Here is a 15178-nt window from a genome sequence, read left to right as displayed (position 1 = left end):
CGCCCCTGCTTCCATCCCTGGCGGTCTTACCCGGGCTCCGTGGAGCCCTGCCCGGCCATCCATGACCGGACTGCAGCGTCCGTGGCCGATGCCGGTGCGGCATCGGCCAGGTGCGGCTGCTTAGCCGAGCATGCCGTGCTGGGCGACGCCGGCCGGCGGCCAGTTCTCCAGCTTCATGCCGAGCGACAGGCCACGCTGGGCCAGCACTTCCTTGATCTCGGTCAGCGACTTCTTGCCGAGGTTCGGGGTCTTGAGCAGTTCCACTTCGGTCTTCTGGATCAGATCGCCGATGTAGTAGATGCTCTCGGCCTTCAGGCAGTTGGCCGAACGCACGGTCAGCTCCAGATCGTCGATCGGACGCAGCAGCACCGGATCCACGCCGTTGCTGGCCGGCTTGGCCGCGCCACGGTCGCGATGGGTGAAGTCGCCGAACACCGACAGCTGATCGCTGAGGATGTCGGCGGCGGTGCGCACGGCCTCCTCGGCATCGATCGTGCCGTTGGTCTCGATGTCCAGGACCAGCTTGTCCAGGTCGGTACGCTGCTCGACGCGCGCGGATTCGACCGCGTAGGCGACGCGGCGCACCGGCGAGAACGACGCATCCAGGATCAGGCGACCGATGGTGCGGGTTTCCTCGTCCGGACGGCGACGCGCGGCGGCCGGCTGGTAGCCGAAGCCACGCTCGATCTTCAGACGCATGTTGATCGCCATGTCCTTGGTCAGGTGGCAGATAACGTGGTCGTTGTTGAGGATCTCGACGTTGTGGTCGGTCTTGATGTCGGCGGCAGTGACCGTGCCCGGACCCTGCTTGGACAGCGACAGCGTGGCGCTGTCGCCGGTGTGTATGCGGATGGCCACGTCCTTGAGGTTGAGCAGGACATCCAGCACGTCCTCCTGCAGCCCTTCGACCGTGGTGTACTCGTGCAGCACGCCGTCGATCTCGACTTCGGTGATCGCGAAGCCGGGGATCGAGGACAACAGCACGCGACGCAGGGCATTGCCCAGCGTGTGCCCATACCCGCGCTCCAAGGGCTCGATTACGACCTTGGCGCGGTTGTCGGTAAGGCGTTCGATCTGCGGCCCACGGGGGCGCAGAACCTGGTTGGCGGTAACCGTCATGTTGCGGGTTCTCCTGACGAGCCTCCGTTGCCGGAGGCTCTCCAATGTGATTACTTCGAATACAACTCGACGATCAGCGCTTCGTTGATGTCAGCAGGCAGGTCCGCACGATCCGGCACGGCCTTGAAGATGCCGCTGAACTTCTTCGAATCGACCTCGACCCAGGACGGGTTCAGGTCGTGCGTTTCGGCAACCGTCAGCGCTTCCTGCACGCGGAGCTGCTTCTGCGCCTTTTCCGACAGGGCGATCGCGTCGCCGGCCTTGACCTGGTACGAGGCCAGGTTCACCGACTTGCCGTTGACCAGCACGCCACGGTGCGACACCAGCTGGCGCGCGGCCGGGCGGGTGACGGCGAAGCCCATGCGGTAGACGACGTTGTCCAGGCGGGTTTCCAGCAGCTGCAGCAGGTTCTCGCCGGTGTTGCCCTTCTTGGTCGAGGCCTTCTTGTAGTAGTTGCGGAACTGACGCTCCAGCAGACCGTAGATACGCTTGACCTTCTGCTTTTCGCGCAGCTGGGTGGCGTAGTCGGACAGCTTGCCCTTGCGGGCGGTCGCGCCGTGCTGGCCGGGCTTCTGCTCCAGCTTGCACTTGGAGTCCAGCGCACGCGCCGGGCTCTTGAGGGAAAGATCGGCGCCTTCACGGCGCGCGAGCTTACAGGTAGGACCGATATAACGAGCCATTTCTTATCGCTCCTTTAGACGCGACGCTTCTTCGGCGGACGGCACCCGTTGTGCGGGATAGGCGTCACGTCGATGATGTTGGTGATCTTGTATCCGACGTTGTTCAACGAACGGACGGCGGACTCGCGACCCGGACCCGGGCCCTTGATGCGCACTTCCAGCGACTTCACGCCGTAGTCGAGCGCAGCGCGCCCGGCCTTCTCGGCGGCAACCTGCGCCGCGAACGGCGTGGACTTGCGCGAACCGCGGAAACCAGCGCCACCGGAGGTCGCCCAGGACAATGCATTGCCCTGACGGTCGGTGATGGTCACGATGGTGTTGTTGAACGAAGCGTGGACGTGGGCGACGCCGTCGGTGACGACGCGCTTGATCTTCTTCTTGGTTTTTGATGCTGCGGGCTTAGCCATGTCTGTCCCTTACTTCCTGATCGCCTTGCGCGGGCCCTTGCGGGTGCGGGCGTTGGTGCGGGTGCGCTGACCACGCAGCGGCAGGCCACGACGATGACGCAGGCCGCGGTAGCAGCCCAGGTCCATCAGACGCTTGATGGCGATGCCCACTTCGCGACGCAGGTCGCCTTCGACGATGTACTTGCCGACTTCGAGGCGCAGGCGCTCGATTTCCGGCTCGGACAGGTCACGGATCTTGGTGGTCGAGGTCACGCCTGCGGCTTCGCAGACCTTCTTCGAACGGGTACGGCCGATGCCGAAAATGCTTTGCAACCCGACCCAGACGTGCTTCTGGGCTGGCAGGTTGACGCCTGCAATACGCGCCATGACGCGGTTCTCCAACTGAGTGATGGCCCGACGGCGCACTGTGGCGCCATCCGGCAGGATGGATCAAAAAGTGAACTTGTAAGTCTAGCAAGGTCTCGGGTTACATGGAAGCCCGTGGAACCTTTCGGTTCCGCAAGCCCGGCATGGGGAGTGTGCCCATGCTCCGGCGCCGGACGTCGTTGGCCAGGGTGAGGATCCACCTCGGCCGCCCGCGCTACTCCAGCGCAGGACCACCACGTCTCACCCACGCACGAGACCGCTGCATGGGCCGCCCTTCAAGTGGGAAGACTGCGCCCGGGAACCGGGGCGTCTTCACCGAAGGAAGTCAAATTATAGCAATCAACCGCGGGCGAAACCGCCGCCGCGCGAGCCACCCTTGAGGTTGGCCTTCTTCAACAGGCTTTCGTACTGGTGCGACATCAGGTGCGCCTGGATCTGCGCGATGAAGTCCATCACCACCACGACCGCGATCAGCAGCGAGGTGCCGCCGAAGTGGAACGAGGTGCCGAGCTGCGCGCGCATGATTTCCGGCAGCAGGCACACGATCACCAGGTACAGCGAACCGGCGGCGGTCAAGCGGGTCAACACGCCGTCGACGTAGTCGGCGGTGGCCTTGCCCGGACGGATACCCGGGATCAGCGCGCCGGACTTCTTCAGGTTGTCCGCGGTTTCCTGCGAGTTGAACACCAGCGCGGTATAGAAGAACGCGAAACCGATGATCAGCGCGGCGAACACGATCATGTGCACCGGCTCGCCCGGGCCCAGCGCATTGGCGATGCGCTGCAGCCAGCTGCCGAAGGTGCTGTTGGACGCGGCCTGGCCCGACCACATCGACAGCGTCGCCGGGAAGGCGAGGATGCTCGAGGCGAAGATCGGCGGAATCACGCCGGCCATGTTCAGCTTCAGCGGCAGGAACGAGGTCTGGTTCATGTACGCGTTGCGGCCGCCCTGGCGGCGCGCGTAGTTCACCGTGATCCGCCGCTGCCCGCGCTCGACGAACACCACGAACAGGGTGAAGGCGAGGATGGTCAGCACGATCAGCAACAGCGAGATGAAGCTCATGTTGCCGTCGCGGTAGGCTTCCACGGTCTGGATCGACGCCGCCGGCAGGCCAGCGACGATGCCGGCGAAGATGATCAGCGACACGCCATTGCCGATGCCGCGCTCGGTGACCTGCTCGCCGACCCACATCAGGAAGATGGTGCCGGCAGTCAGCGCGATCACCGCGGTGAGAACGAAGCCCATGCCCGGCGCGTACACCACCGGCGCACCGCCCGGTGCGGTCTGGTTCTGCAGCGCCAGCGCGATACTGCCGCCCTGCACCACCGCCAGAAGCACCGCGCCGATGCGCGAATACTGGGTGATCTTGCGTCGGCCCGATTCGCCTTCCTTCTGCATCGCCTTCAGCGACGGGAAGATGTGCGTGGCCAACTGGATCACGATCGATGCCGAGATGTACGGCATCACGTTCAGCGCGAAAATGCTGAAACGGTGCAGGGCGCCGCCCGAGAACATGTTGAACATGTCCACGATGCCGCCGCCCTGCGCCTGCATCAGCGCAAGCATGGCTTCGGGATTGACGCCCGGCACCGGCACATAGCAGCCGATGCGGTAGACGATCAATGCGCCGAGAACGAACAACAGGCGCTGGCGAAGTTCCGTGAACTTGCCAAGCCCGCCGCCGAGGTTACCCATGCCAGCCTGCGCCATCTGCGTGTTACTCCTGCACGCTGCCGCCGGCAGCTTCGATTGCCGCCTTGGCACCGGCGGTCGCGGCGATGCCCTTGAGCACGAACTTCTTGCTCAGCTCGCCCTTGAGGACGACCTTGGCCTTCTTCGCAGTGCTCGGGACCAGCTTCGCAGCGCGCAGCGCGGCGAAATCGATCTCGCCTTCCGGCAGGTTGTCGAGCTGGTAGGACAGCACTTCGGCGGTGTCCTTGGCCATCTTGGAACGGAAGCCGATCTTCGGCAGACGGCGCTGCATGGGGGTCTGGCCGCCTTCGAAGCCGGCCTTGATCTTGCCGCCGCCCTTACGCGCGAACGAACCCTTGTGGCCGCGGCCGCAGGTCTTGCCCAGGCCCGAACCGATACCGCGACCGACGCGGGTGCGCTCGGTGCGCGCGCCTTCGGCGGGCTTCAGATCATTCAGATGCAAAGTCATGGTCGCTTACTCCTCAACCTGGACGAGGTACTGAACCTTGTTGATCAGGCCGCGTACCTGCGGGCTGTCCTTCAGTTCACGCACATCGTTGAGCTTGTTCAGGCCCAGCGCACGCACCGACAGGCGGTGACGCGACTGGGTACCACGAAGGCCGCGCACCAGGCGCACCTTCACCGTCTTGTTGGACTCATTAGCCATGGTTGAGTTCCTCCACCTTCTTGCCGCGCTTGGCCGCAATGCGCGACGGCGACTGCATGTCTTCCAGGCCGCGCAGCGTGGCGCGCACCAGGTTGATCGGGTTGCGCGAACCGACCGCCTTGGCCAGCACGTTCTTGACGCCGACCGCTTCCAGCACGGCGCGCATCGCGCCGCCGGCGATGACGCCGGTACCTTCCGAGGCGGGCATCATGAACACGCGCGCCGCGCCGTGGCCGGACTTCACCGGGTGCCACAGGGTGCCGTTGTTCAGATCGATGTTGAGCATCCCCTTGCGCGCATATTCCATCGACTTCTGGATCGCGACCGGCACTTCGCGCGCCTTGCCGTAACCGAAACCGATCTTGCCGTTGCCGTCGCCGACCACGGTCAGCGCGGTGAAGGTGAACTGGCGACCGCCCTTGACCGTCTTGCTGACGCGGTTGACCGCGACCAGCTTCTCGATCATGCCGTCGTCGACTTTCTCTTCGCGGTTGCGGTCGCGATCACGACCCCGCGGTGCACGCTGTTCTTCAGCCATTGTGTATTCCTTGGTAGTTGAAAGATTTACGGCTTGCATGCCGCTTGTAGTTGTTGACTGGAACCGTGTTCCCCGGACGCGCACACAAGGCGCGCCAGGGTCCGATGCAGCCCGCATCGGCAGGTCGGGCGCGGCGTGGACGCCGCGCCCGCAAGGATCAGAACTGCAGGCCGCCTTCGCGCGCGGCGTCGGCCAGCGCCTTGATGCGGCCGTGGTAGCGGTAGCCCGAGCGGTCGAAGGCGACCTTCTCGATGCCCGCGGCCTTGGCGCGCTCGGCGATCAGCTTGCCGACCTTGACGGCCGCTTCGCTGTTCTTGCCGCTCTTCAGGCCGTCCTTGACGTCGGCCTGCAGGGTGTTCGCCGCAGCGATCACCTTGGAGCCGTCGGCAGTGAAGACCTGCGCGTACAGGTGCTGGCCGGTGCGCAGCACCGACAGGCGCGCGACGCCGAGTTCGCGGATGTGCGCACGGGTCGACTTGGCGCGACGCAGGCGGGCGATGTTCTTGTTGATGGTCATGTCTGTGTCCTACGGAAGCTGAAGGAATCCGGGCGTTTCGTCCGGGAGGTCCGGCCATGGATGGCCGGGCTCCCAGCAAAGCGGCCTGGATTACGCCTTCTTGGCTTCCTTGCGAATGATGGCTTCACCGGCGTACTTCACACCCTTGCCCTTGTAGGGCTCCGGCGGACGGAAACCGCGGATCTTGGCGGCGACTTCGCCGACGCGCTGCTTGTCGGCGCCCTGCACCACGATCTCGGTCTGAGTCGGGGCGGTCAGGGTGATGCCTTCCGGCGCCTTGAACACGACCGGGTGCGAGAAACCGAGCGCCAGGCTCAGGTCCTTGCCCTGCATCGTGGCGCGGTAACCGACGCCGACCAGCTCGAGCTTGCGCTCGAAGCCTTCGGACACGCCGTGCACCATGTTCGCCAGGATCGCGCGGACGGTACCGGTGATGGCGATCTGCGACGGGTCGTTCGCCGACAGCGTGGCGACACCGTTTTCCTGCTTGATTTCGACGCCAGCCGGCTTCGGCAGCGACAGGGTGCCCTTCGGGCCCTTGACGCTCACCAGCTCGGACTGGACATTCAGTTCGACGCCCTTCGGGAGGGAAATCGGCTTCTTGGCTACGCGGGACATTTACTTGCTCCTTCCCTTAGGCCACGAAGCACAGGACTTCGCCACCGACGCCGGCCTGACGGGCCTGCGCATCGGTCATGATGCCCTTGGACGTGGAAATGATGGCAACGCCCAGGCCGCCGAGAACCTTCGGCAGTTCGGCCTTACCGCGATACTGACGCAGACCCGAACGGGACACGCGCTTGAGCGTATCGATGACCGGACGGCCCTCGAAGTACTTCAGCACGATTTCCAGCTCGGACTTGTTGTTCTCGATCGGGTTGACGCGCAGGTCGCCGATATAGCCTTCGGCCTTCAGCACTTCTGCGATCGCTACCTTGATCTTGGAGGACGGCATTTTCACCGTCGGCTTGCCAACCGCGGCCGCATTCTTGATGCGGACCAGCAGGTCGGCGATGGGATCAGTCATGCTCATGGTGTCTACCTTTGAGTGCACCGATATCCGCTTTCGCGAAAATCTTGTGATGTGAAGCTGTGGAATGAAGCAGTGATATGCAGCGTGAAACGTCCTGGAGAAGGCCAGGGCCTACCGCAACCCGCCCTGCCAGGCGCAGGCAAGGAGCGGGATTATACGACAAAAAGTCCGACTTGCGTCGGACTCGTTGACGGAACAGCAAGCGGGCGGGCGACCGCCCTGCCCCGGGCTCCGCGAACGGAGCCGGGACCGCCGGTTGTTACCAGCTGGCCTTGCGCAGGCCCGGCACGTCGCCGTTCATCGTCGCCTTGCGCAGCATGTTGCGGCCGAGGCCGAACTTGCGGTACACGGCGCGCGGACGACCGGACAGCTCGCAACGGGTGCGCTGGCGGCTCGGCGACGAATCGCGCGGCAGCTTCTGCAGCTTGACCACCGCGTCGGCCTTCTCGTCGTAGGACGAGCTGTCGGCGGCGATGATCTTCTTCAGCGCGTCGCGCTTGTCGGCGAACTTCTTCGCCAGCTTCTTCCGCTTGATGTCGCGGTTGACCATGGAGGTCTTTGCCATCTGTAAATCCTCGGGATTCGAGATTGGGGATTGGAGATTTGCGGAACCCGGGATGTGGCGGGCGCAGCGCCCTTCCCATCCCGGATCCGAATCACGAATCCCGGCTGTCAATCAGTTACGGAACGGGAACTTGAAAGCTTCGAGCAGCGCCTTCGCTTCGGCGTCGGTCTTGGCGGTGGTGGTGATGGCGATATCCATGCCGCGGATCGCATCGACGGCGTCGAAGTCGATTTCCGGGAAGATGATCTGCTCCTTCACGCCCATATTGAAGTTGCCGCGACCGTCGAACGAACGGCCCGAAACACCGCGGAAGTCGCGCACGCGCGGCAGCGAGATGTTGATCAGGCGATCCAGGAACTCGTACATCTTGGCGCGACGCAGCGTGGTCTTGCAGCCGATCGGCCAGCCATCGCGGATCTTGAACGACGCCACCGAGATACGCGACTTGGTGACGACCGGCTTCTGGCCGGAGACCTTGGCCATGTCGGCCACGGCGTTTTCCAGGATCTTCTTGTTCGTCGCCGCCTCGCCCACGCCCATGTTCAGGGTGACCTTGACCAGCTTCGGCACTTGCATCGGATTGGTGTAACCGAACTTCTTCATCAGAGCCGGTACCACTTCTTCCTTGTAGATCTTTTCGAGACGGGAATTCATTGTGTCATTCCTCAGGCGTCGAGCGCCTCACCGCTGGAGCGGAACACACGCAGTTTGCGTCCATCCTCCAGCACCTTGAAGCCAACGCGCTCGCCCTTGCCCGTTGCCGGGTTGACGATCGCCACGTTGGAGATATGGATCGACGCTTCACGCTCGACCACGCCGCCGGCAACGCCTGCCTGCGGGTTCGGCTTGGTGTGGCGCTTGACGATGTTCGCGTTGGAGACGATCACCCGATCGCCGTCGACGCGGACGATTTCGCCCTGCTTGCCCTTGTCCTTGCCGGTAGTGACGACAACCTGGTCGCCCTTCTTGATACGGTTAGCCATGTGTATGTCCTCCGCTCACAGCACTTCAGGAGCGAGCGAGACGATCTTCATGAACTTCTCGGAACGCAGCTCGCGGGTAACAGGCCCGAAGATGCGCGTGCCGATCGGCTCCTGCTTGTTGTTGAGCAACACCGCAGCGTTGCCGTCGAAGCGGATCAGCGAACCGTCGGGACGACGCACACCCTTGCGGGTACGCACCACGACGGCGTCGTAGACTTCGCCCTTCTTGACCTTGCCGCGCGGGATCGCGTCCTTGACGGTGACCTTGATGATGTCGCCAATGTGCGCGTAGCGGCGCTTGGAGCCGCCGAGCACCTTGATGCACATCACTTCCTTGGCACCGGAGTTGTCGGCGACGTCGAGGTAGCTCTGCATCTGGATCATGATTCAGATCTCCCTTATTCGGCCGAACGGGTGACGATTTCCACCACCCGCCAGTTCTTGGTCTTGGACATCGGCGCAATCTCGGTCACGCGCACGACATCACCTTCGTTGCAGGCGTTGTCGGCGTCGTGTGCATGGAGCTTGGTCGAGCGCTTGATGTACTTGCCGTACAACGCATGCTTGACCTGACGCTCCACCAGCACGGTGACGGTCTTGTCCATCTTGTTGCTGACGACGCGGCCTTCGACCGTGCGCAGCGTCTTGCTTTCGTTAGTGTCGCTCATGGCGGCCATCCTTACTTCGTGCTGCCGATCAAGTACTTCACGCGAGCAATCTCGCGGCGCACCCGGCGGGTTTCGTGGGTCTTCGGCAGCTGCCCGGTGACCTGCTGCATGCGCAGGGCGAACTGCTCCTTGCGCAGATCGGTCAGGTGGGCCTTCAGATCGTCAGCCGACTTCTCGCGGAGTTGTTTGATGTCCATCAGCGTACCGTCCGGGTCACGAAGGTGGTGGTCACCGAAAGCTTGGCAGCGGCCAGGCGGAACGCCTCGCGCGCGACATCTTCGCCGACGCCTTCGATTTCATAGATCATGCGACCGGGCTGGATCTGGGCGACCCAGTACTCGACGTTACCCTTACCGGAGCCCATTCGCACTTCGATCGGCTTCTTGGTGATCGGCTTGTCCGGGAACACGCGGATCCACATCTTGCCGCCGCGCTTGACGTAGCGGCTGATCGAGCGGCGCGCCGCTTCGATCTGGCGCGCGGTCAGCTGACCGTGCGCAGTGGCCTTCAGCCCGTACTCGCCGAAGCTGACGGCGTTGCCGCTCCATGCCAGGCCGTCGTTACGGCCCTTGTGCATCTTGCGGTATTTGGTTCGCTTGGGTTGCAACATTGCCGTTACCTCGCTTCACGAGCCGGACGCGACGGACGGTCACCACGGTCGCCGCGATCGTTACGATCGTTGCGCGGGGAATCGTCCTGCTTTTCCTGGCCAACCTGGGAGAAATCGAAGATCTCGCCCTTGTAGATCCACACCTTGATGCCGATGATGCCGTAGGTCGTCTTGGCTTCGGCGAAGCCATAGTCGATGTCGGCACGCAGCGTATGCAGCGGCACGCGGCCCTCGCGGTACCACTCGGAACGGGCGATTTCCGCACCGTTCAAGCGGCCGGCGACGTTGACCTTGATGCCCAGGGCACCCAGGCGCATCGCGTTGCCGACCGAGCGCTTCATCGCGCGGCGGAACATGATGCGACGCTCCAGCTGCTGCGCGATCGACTCGGCGACCAGCTGCGCATCCAGCTCCGGCTTGCGCACTTCGGTGACGTTGATGTGGGCGGGGACGCCCATCATCTCGCTCACTTCCTTGCGCAGCTTCTCGATGTCCTCACCGCGCTTGCCGATCACCACGCCCGGACGGGCGGTGTGGATCGTCACGCGCGCGGTCTTGGCCGGACGCTCGATCAGGATCTTGCTGATGCCCGCCTGCGCCAACTTCTTGCGCAGCATTTCGCGAACCTTGAGGTCGGCTGCCAGGTAACCGGCGAACTCGCCCTTGTTGGCGTACCACTTGGAATTCCAGTCCTTGGAGACACCCAGGCGGATTCCAATCGGATGAACTTTATGACCCATCGTCTTTTCCTTTCCGCTTACTTGGCGGCGCCCACAACCACAGTGATGTGGCTGGTGCGCTTGAGGATGCGGGTACCGCGGCCTTTCGCCCGCGCCATGAAACGCTTCAGGGTCGGACCTTCATCAACCATGATGGTCTTGACCTTCAGCTCGTCGACATCCGCGCCCTGGTTGTTCTCGGCATTGGCGATCGCCGACTCCACCACCTTCTTGATCAGGTGGGCAGCCTTCTTATCCGAGAACTTCAGCAGGTTGACCGCCCGCTCGGCGGAAAGACCGCGCACCTGGTCGGCGACCAGGCGGGCCTTCTGCGGGGAGATGCGCGCAGTGCGCAGGATTGCTTTCGCTTCCATCGTCATCTCTCCTTACCGGCTCGACTTCTTGTCGCCACCGTGACCCTTGAAGGTCCGGGTGACGGCAAATTCGCCGAGCTTGTGGCCGACCATGTTCTCGTTGACCAGCACCGGAACGTGGTTCTTGCCGTTATGCACGGCGATGGTGAAACCCACCATCTCCGGCAGGATCATCGAGCGACGCGACCAGGTCTTGATCGGACGCTTGCTGCCGGCCGCGGCCTCCACCTTCTTGACGAGGTGGTGATCGACGAACGGGCCTTTCTTGAGTGAACGTGCCATGGTCGATTAGCCCCTACGATCGCGGACGATGAATTGTTCGGTGCGCTTGTTATGGCGCGTCTTGTAACCCTTGGTCGGCACACCCCACGGGGTGACCGGATGCGGATTACCCTGACCGGCCTTTGCCTCACCACCACCGTGCGGGTGATCGACGGGGTTCATGGCCGCACCGCGAACGGTCGGACGCACGCCGCGCCAGCGCTTGGCGCCCGCCTTGCCCAGCTTCTCGAGGTTGTGCTCGTCGTTGCCGACTTCGCCGATGGTGGCGCGGCACTCGACCGGCACCTTGCGCATTTCGCCGGAGCGAAGACGCAGGGTGGCGTAGATGCCTTCACGCGCGACCAGCTGCACCGCGGCGCCGGCAGCGCGCGCGATCTGCGCGCCCTTGCCCGGCTTCAGCTCGATGCCGTGCACCGTCGTACCGACCGGGATGTTGCGCAGCGGCAGGGTGTTGCCGGTCTTGATCGGCGCATCCGAACCCGCGATCACCTGGTCGCCGGCCTTCAGGCCCTTCGGCGCAATGATGTAGCGGCGCTCGCCGTCGGCGTAGCACAGCAGGGCGATATGGGCGGTGCGGTTCGGATCGTATTCGATCCGCTCCACGCGCGCCGGAATGCCTTCCTTGTTGCGCTTGAAGTCGATCAGGCGGTAGTGCTGCTTGTGGCCACCGCCGACGTGACGGGTGGTGATGCGGCCATGGTGGTTACGACCACCGGACTTGCTCTGCGGCTCCAGCAGCGCGGCATGCGGCGCGCCCTTGTGCAGATCGGGCGTGACCACGCGCACGGCCGAACGACGGCCGGGAGAAGTGGGTTTGAATTTCATCAATGGCATGGGATGGACCTCAGGCCTTGGCCGTTACGTCGATGGACTGGCCTTCGGCCAGACGCACGTACGCCTTGCGCCAATCGCCGCGACGACCGCTGCGCGAACGGAAGGACTTGTTCTTGCCCTTGACGTTCAACACGTTGACCGACTCGACCTTGACGTCGAACAGCTGCTCGACCGCGGCCTTGACATCGGCCTTGGTGGCTTCGCTCGAGATCTCGAAGACGTACTGATTGGAGAGTTCCTGCAGGCGCGCGGTCTTTTCGGAGACACGCGGGGCACGCAGCACGCTGAAGATTTTTTCGTTGCTGCTCATGCCAGCCACTCCTCGACCTTCTTGACCGCATCGGCGGTGATCACGACCGTATCGGCCCCGACCAGCGACACCGGATCCAGGCCCTGCACGTCACGCACTTCCACGTAGGGAAGGTTGCGCGCCGACAGGTACAGATGCTCGGACGCCTCTTCGGTCACGATCAGCGGGCGCTTGCCCACTTCCAGACCCTTCAGCTTCTCGATCAGATCCTTGGTCTTGCTGGCCTCGACGTCGAACGCGTCGACGACCATCAAGCGACCCTGGCGGTTGAGCTCCGAAAGGATCGCGCAGATCGCGGCGCGATACATCTTGCGGTTCACCTTCTGCTCGAAGCTGCGCGGCTTGGCCGCGAAGGTCACGCCGCCGCCAACGAAGATCGGAGCGGTCAGCGCGCCGTGGCGTGCGCCACCGCCCTTCTGCTTCTTCGACTTCTTGGTGGTACCGTTGACTTCCGAACGCGTCTTCTGCGCCTTGGTGCCGGCGCGGCCGGCGTTGCGATAGGCGACGACGACCTGGTGAACCAGATCCTCGCTGAAATCGCGACCGAACACGGCGTCGGAGACCGAGACCTTGTTGTTGCTACCCGTGATAACGAGTTCCATCGTCATCTCTCCTTATGCCTTGCTAGCCGGACGCACGATCACGTCGCCACCGGCAGCGCCAGGCACAGCGCCGCGAATGGCGATGAGGCCACGCTCGACGTCGACCTTGACCACTTCCAGATTCTGCGTGCTCTGCTGCACCGCGCCCATGTGGCCGGACATCTTCTTGCCCGGGAAAACGCGACCCGGGGTCTGGCGCTGACCCAGCGAACCCGGCGCGCGATGCGACAGCGAGTTACCGTGGGTGGCATCGCCCATGCGGAAGTTGTACCGCTTGATGGTGCCCTGGAAACCCTTGCCCTTGGTGACGCCCTGGACGTCGACCTTCTGGCCGACCTCGAAGATGTCCGCCTTGATCTCGCCGCCGATGGCGTAATCGCCCAGCTGCGCGTCTTCAACGCGGAACTCCCACAGGCCGCGACCGGCTTCGACCTTCGCCTTGGCGTAGTGGCCGGAGGCAGGCTTGTTGACCAGCGCGGCGCGACGGGCGCCCACGGTGATCTGCACGGCGCTGTAGCCGTCGCTTTCGACGGTCTTGAGCTGGGTGATGCGGTTCGGGGTCGCTTCGATCAGGGTGACCGGGATGGAGCGGCCGTCTTCGGTGAAGACGCGGCTCATGCCGGCCTTGCGGCCCACGAAGCCCAACGAATATTTCTTCGTCATGGTCGTAGTCCTCAGGTCAACTTGATCTGGACATCGACGCCCGCCGCGAGCTCGAGCTTCATCAGCGCGTCCACGGTCTTGTCGTTAGGGCCGATGATGTCGAGCACGCGCTTGTGCGTGCGGGTCTCGTACTGGTCGCGCGCGTCCTTGTCGACGTGCGGAGAAACGAGAATGGTGTAGCGTTCGATCTTGGTCGGCAGCGGGATCGGGCCGCGCACTTGCGCGCCGGTCCGCTTGGCCGTCTCAACGATCTCGCTGGCCGAACGGTCGATCAGACGATGATCGAACGCCTTCAGCCGAATCCGGATCTTCTGATCCGCTTTCTGACCGGTCTTTTGCTCCGCCATGGCGGTGGGTTCCTTCGTTAAAAGAGCGACGGGCAAGGCCTCTGGGATACCTGCCCCGATTATTTCCTGACGTCGTATACCGCCGAGCATCCAGCTGGCGAGGGCCATTCCTCCGCCCAAAAACTGAGGCAGACCAGTTACCCGGCCTGCCCAGACGGAAAAGTATAATGCGCAGATAAAACAACGTCAACAGCGCAAGGCCGTTGATTGCTTCATGCAGCGCGACCTTCCCGGTCTGGCGAACACGAGGGGCATCCTGCCTCTCTTTTCGCGGTGTATCCGGCACCCTACCCAGGAATGCCGAGCCGCGCATTATAGCGACTGTTTCACCCGCCCGCAACATGTCGCGGCAAGAATTTCATGGCGCCCTTCCCTCCCACAAAACGACGAAGGGCCGGCTTGCGCCGACCCTTCGTTGAACCGCCAGCCGAAGCCGCGGTCGCCACCGGTCGGACAGCCCCTGAAAGGGCCGCCGACATGGGCGGGCATTACTTGATGATCTTGGCCACCACGCCGGCGCCGACGGTACGGCCGCCTTCGCGGATCGCGAAACGCAGGCCTTCGTCCATCGCCACCGGGTTGATCAGCGTGACCACCATCTTCACGTTGTCGCCCGGCATCACCATCTCCACGCCTTCCGGCAGCTCGCAGGCGCCGGTGATGTCGGTGGTGCGGAAGTAGAACTGCGGACGGTAACCCTTGAAGAACGGGGTGTGACGGCCGCCTTCGTCCTTCGACAGCACGTAGACTTCGGCCTCGAACTCGGTGTGCGGCTTGATCGAACCCGGCTTGCACAGCACCTGGCCGCGCTCCACGTCGTCACGCTTGGTGCCGCGCAGCAGCAGACCGGCATTGTCGCCCGCCTGGCCCTGGTCAAGCAGCTTGCGGAACATTTCCACACCGGTGACCGTGGTCTTCTGCGTGGCGCGGATGCCGACGATTTCGATTTCGTCGCCCACCTTGATCACGCCGCGCTCGATACGGCCGGTCACCACGGTGCCGCGGCCCGAGATCGAGAACACGTCTTCCACCGGCATCAGGAACGGCTTGTCCACGTCGCGCTGCGGCTCCGGGATGAACGAATCCAGCGCTTCCACCAGCTTCAGGATCGACGGCACGCCGATCTCGCTCTGGTCGCCTTCCAGCGCCAGACGCGCCGAACCGTGGATGATCGGGGTGTCGTCGCCCGGGAAGTCGTACTT

At 63.7% G+C, this 15178-nt stretch carries 27 protein-coding genes; all 27 read right to left on the bottom strand.

Going from position 1 to position 15178, the window contains the following annotated elements:
* Positions 1–120 precede the first annotated feature (120 nt).
* A complete protein-coding gene (rpoA, locus tag HDC36_RS19630) occupies positions 121–1119 on the bottom strand; it encodes a DNA-directed RNA polymerase subunit alpha (RefSeq protein ID WP_003470629.1) in 999 nt (332 codons plus the stop codon).
* A gap of 50 nt (positions 1120–1169) precedes the next feature.
* Complete coding sequence (gene rpsD, locus HDC36_RS19625; protein ID WP_010340454.1) at positions 1170–1799, bottom strand: 30S ribosomal protein S4; 630 nt, start codon at positions 1797–1799, stop codon at positions 1170–1172.
* Between the two features lie 14 nt (positions 1800–1813).
* A complete protein-coding gene (gene rpsK / locus HDC36_RS19620) occupies positions 1814–2206 on the bottom strand; it encodes a 30S ribosomal protein S11 (protein ID WP_179570576.1) in 393 nt (130 codons plus the stop codon).
* A gap of 9 nt (positions 2207–2215) precedes the next feature.
* Positions 2216–2572, bottom strand: coding sequence for a 30S ribosomal protein S13 (gene rpsM / locus HDC36_RS19615; RefSeq protein ID WP_145701687.1), 357 nt, complete (start codon positions 2570–2572; stop codon positions 2216–2218).
* 339 nt (positions 2573–2911) lie between these two features.
* A complete protein-coding gene (gene secY, locus HDC36_RS19610) occupies positions 2912–4282 on the bottom strand; it encodes a preprotein translocase subunit SecY (protein ID WP_179570575.1) in 1371 nt (456 codons plus the stop codon).
* 7 nt (positions 4283–4289) lie between these two features.
* The gene (gene rplO, locus HDC36_RS19605; RefSeq protein WP_003470637.1) at positions 4290–4733 is read right to left on the bottom strand and encodes a 50S ribosomal protein L15; all 444 of its coding nucleotides are present in this window, start codon (positions 4731–4733) and stop codon (positions 4290–4292) included.
* A 6-nt stretch (positions 4734–4739) separates the two neighbouring features.
* A complete protein-coding gene (rpmD, locus tag HDC36_RS19600; RefSeq protein ID WP_005408214.1) occupies positions 4740–4931 on the bottom strand; it encodes a 50S ribosomal protein L30 in 192 nt (63 codons plus the stop codon).
* A complete protein-coding gene (rpsE, locus tag HDC36_RS19595; RefSeq protein ID WP_104557639.1) occupies positions 4924–5469 on the bottom strand; it encodes a 30S ribosomal protein S5 in 546 nt (181 codons plus the stop codon). The genes rpmD and rpsE overlap by 8 nt, the downstream gene beginning before the upstream one ends.
* A 157-nt stretch (positions 5470–5626) precedes the next feature.
* Complete coding sequence (gene rplR, locus HDC36_RS19590; RefSeq protein WP_003470642.1) at positions 5627–5986, bottom strand: 50S ribosomal protein L18; 360 nt, start codon at positions 5984–5986, stop codon at positions 5627–5629.
* Between the two features lie 90 nt (positions 5987–6076).
* Positions 6077–6604, bottom strand: coding sequence for a 50S ribosomal protein L6 (gene rplF, locus HDC36_RS19585; RefSeq protein ID WP_179570574.1), 528 nt, complete (start codon positions 6602–6604; stop codon positions 6077–6079).
* A gap of 16 nt (positions 6605–6620) precedes the next feature.
* Positions 6621–7019 (bottom strand): 30S ribosomal protein S8, encoded by a 399-nt coding sequence (rpsH, locus tag HDC36_RS19580; protein WP_003470646.1) that lies wholly within the window; start codon positions 7017–7019, stop codon positions 6621–6623.
* Positions 7020–7278: 259 nt separating this feature from the next.
* Complete coding sequence (gene rpsN, locus HDC36_RS19575) at positions 7279–7584, bottom strand: 30S ribosomal protein S14 (RefSeq protein ID WP_179570573.1); 306 nt, start codon at positions 7582–7584, stop codon at positions 7279–7281.
* 111 nt (positions 7585–7695) lie between these two features.
* Positions 7696–8238, bottom strand: coding sequence for a 50S ribosomal protein L5 (rplE, locus tag HDC36_RS19570; protein WP_145701692.1), 543 nt, complete (start codon positions 8236–8238; stop codon positions 7696–7698).
* Between the two features lie 11 nt (positions 8239–8249).
* Entirely contained in the window at positions 8250–8567 is a 318-nt protein-coding gene (gene rplX / locus HDC36_RS19565) for a 50S ribosomal protein L24 (RefSeq protein ID WP_009607346.1), read from the bottom strand.
* 15 nt (positions 8568–8582) lie between these two features.
* Positions 8583–8951: a 50S ribosomal protein L14 gene (rplN, locus tag HDC36_RS19560; protein WP_003486699.1), complete on the bottom strand. Its 369-nt coding sequence runs from the start codon at positions 8949–8951 to the stop codon at positions 8583–8585.
* Positions 8952–8965: 14 nt separating this feature from the next.
* Positions 8966–9235 carry a 30S ribosomal protein S17 gene (gene rpsQ, locus HDC36_RS19555; protein WP_179570572.1) on the bottom strand — a complete coding sequence of 90 codons (270 nt, stop codon included), beginning with the start codon at positions 9233–9235 and terminating at the stop codon, positions 8966–8968.
* 11 nt (positions 9236–9246) lie between these two features.
* Positions 9247–9432: a 50S ribosomal protein L29 gene (rpmC, locus tag HDC36_RS19550; protein WP_039007513.1), complete on the bottom strand. Its 186-nt coding sequence runs from the start codon at positions 9430–9432 to the stop codon at positions 9247–9249.
* On the bottom strand, positions 9432–9845 hold the full coding sequence (gene rplP, locus HDC36_RS19545; RefSeq protein WP_003470657.1) for a 50S ribosomal protein L16: 414 nt from the start codon (positions 9843–9845) through the stop codon (positions 9432–9434). Before rplP ends, rpmC begins: the two co-directional genes overlap by 1 nt.
* A gap of 5 nt (positions 9846–9850) precedes the next feature.
* Positions 9851–10585 carry a 30S ribosomal protein S3 gene (gene rpsC, locus HDC36_RS19540; RefSeq protein WP_003470660.1) on the bottom strand — a complete coding sequence of 245 codons (735 nt, stop codon included), beginning with the start codon at positions 10583–10585 and terminating at the stop codon, positions 9851–9853.
* Positions 10586–10602: 17 nt separating this feature from the next.
* A complete protein-coding gene (gene rplV, locus HDC36_RS19535) occupies positions 10603–10938 on the bottom strand; it encodes a 50S ribosomal protein L22 (RefSeq protein WP_003470663.1) in 336 nt (111 codons plus the stop codon).
* Between the two features lie 12 nt (positions 10939–10950).
* On the bottom strand, positions 10951–11220 hold the full coding sequence (gene rpsS / locus HDC36_RS19530; RefSeq protein WP_003470666.1) for a 30S ribosomal protein S19: 270 nt from the start codon (positions 11218–11220) through the stop codon (positions 10951–10953).
* Positions 11221–11226: 6 nt separating this feature from the next.
* Positions 11227–12054, bottom strand: coding sequence for a 50S ribosomal protein L2 (gene rplB, locus HDC36_RS19525; protein WP_046979791.1), 828 nt, complete (start codon positions 12052–12054; stop codon positions 11227–11229).
* A gap of 10 nt (positions 12055–12064) precedes the next feature.
* A complete protein-coding gene (gene rplW, locus HDC36_RS19520; RefSeq protein WP_003470672.1) occupies positions 12065–12364 on the bottom strand; it encodes a 50S ribosomal protein L23 in 300 nt (99 codons plus the stop codon).
* On the bottom strand, positions 12361–12966 hold the full coding sequence (gene rplD, locus HDC36_RS19515) for a 50S ribosomal protein L4 (RefSeq protein ID WP_047325541.1): 606 nt from the start codon (positions 12964–12966) through the stop codon (positions 12361–12363). The genes rplW and rplD overlap by 4 nt, the downstream gene beginning before the upstream one ends.
* 12 nt (positions 12967–12978) lie before the next feature.
* Complete coding sequence (gene rplC, locus HDC36_RS19510; RefSeq protein ID WP_046979794.1) at positions 12979–13629, bottom strand: 50S ribosomal protein L3; 651 nt, start codon at positions 13627–13629, stop codon at positions 12979–12981.
* 11 nt (positions 13630–13640) lie between these two features.
* The gene (gene rpsJ / locus HDC36_RS19505; protein ID WP_003470680.1) at positions 13641–13976 is read right to left on the bottom strand and encodes a 30S ribosomal protein S10; all 336 of its coding nucleotides are present in this window, start codon (positions 13974–13976) and stop codon (positions 13641–13643) included.
* A 488-nt stretch (positions 13977–14464) separates the two neighbouring features.
* The coding region (locus HDC36_RS19500) for an EF-Tu/IF-2/RF-3 family GTPase (protein ID WP_179570571.1) at positions 14465–15178 on the bottom strand (714 nt) is incomplete at its 5' end.

The organism is Xanthomonas sp. JAI131 (assembly GCF_013410075.1).
In the GTDB taxonomy this organism is placed as follows: Bacteria; Pseudomonadota; Gammaproteobacteria; order Xanthomonadales; family Xanthomonadaceae; genus Xanthomonas_A; species Xanthomonas_A bonasiae.
This window is presented reverse-complemented; position numbering and strand designations above follow the sequence as displayed.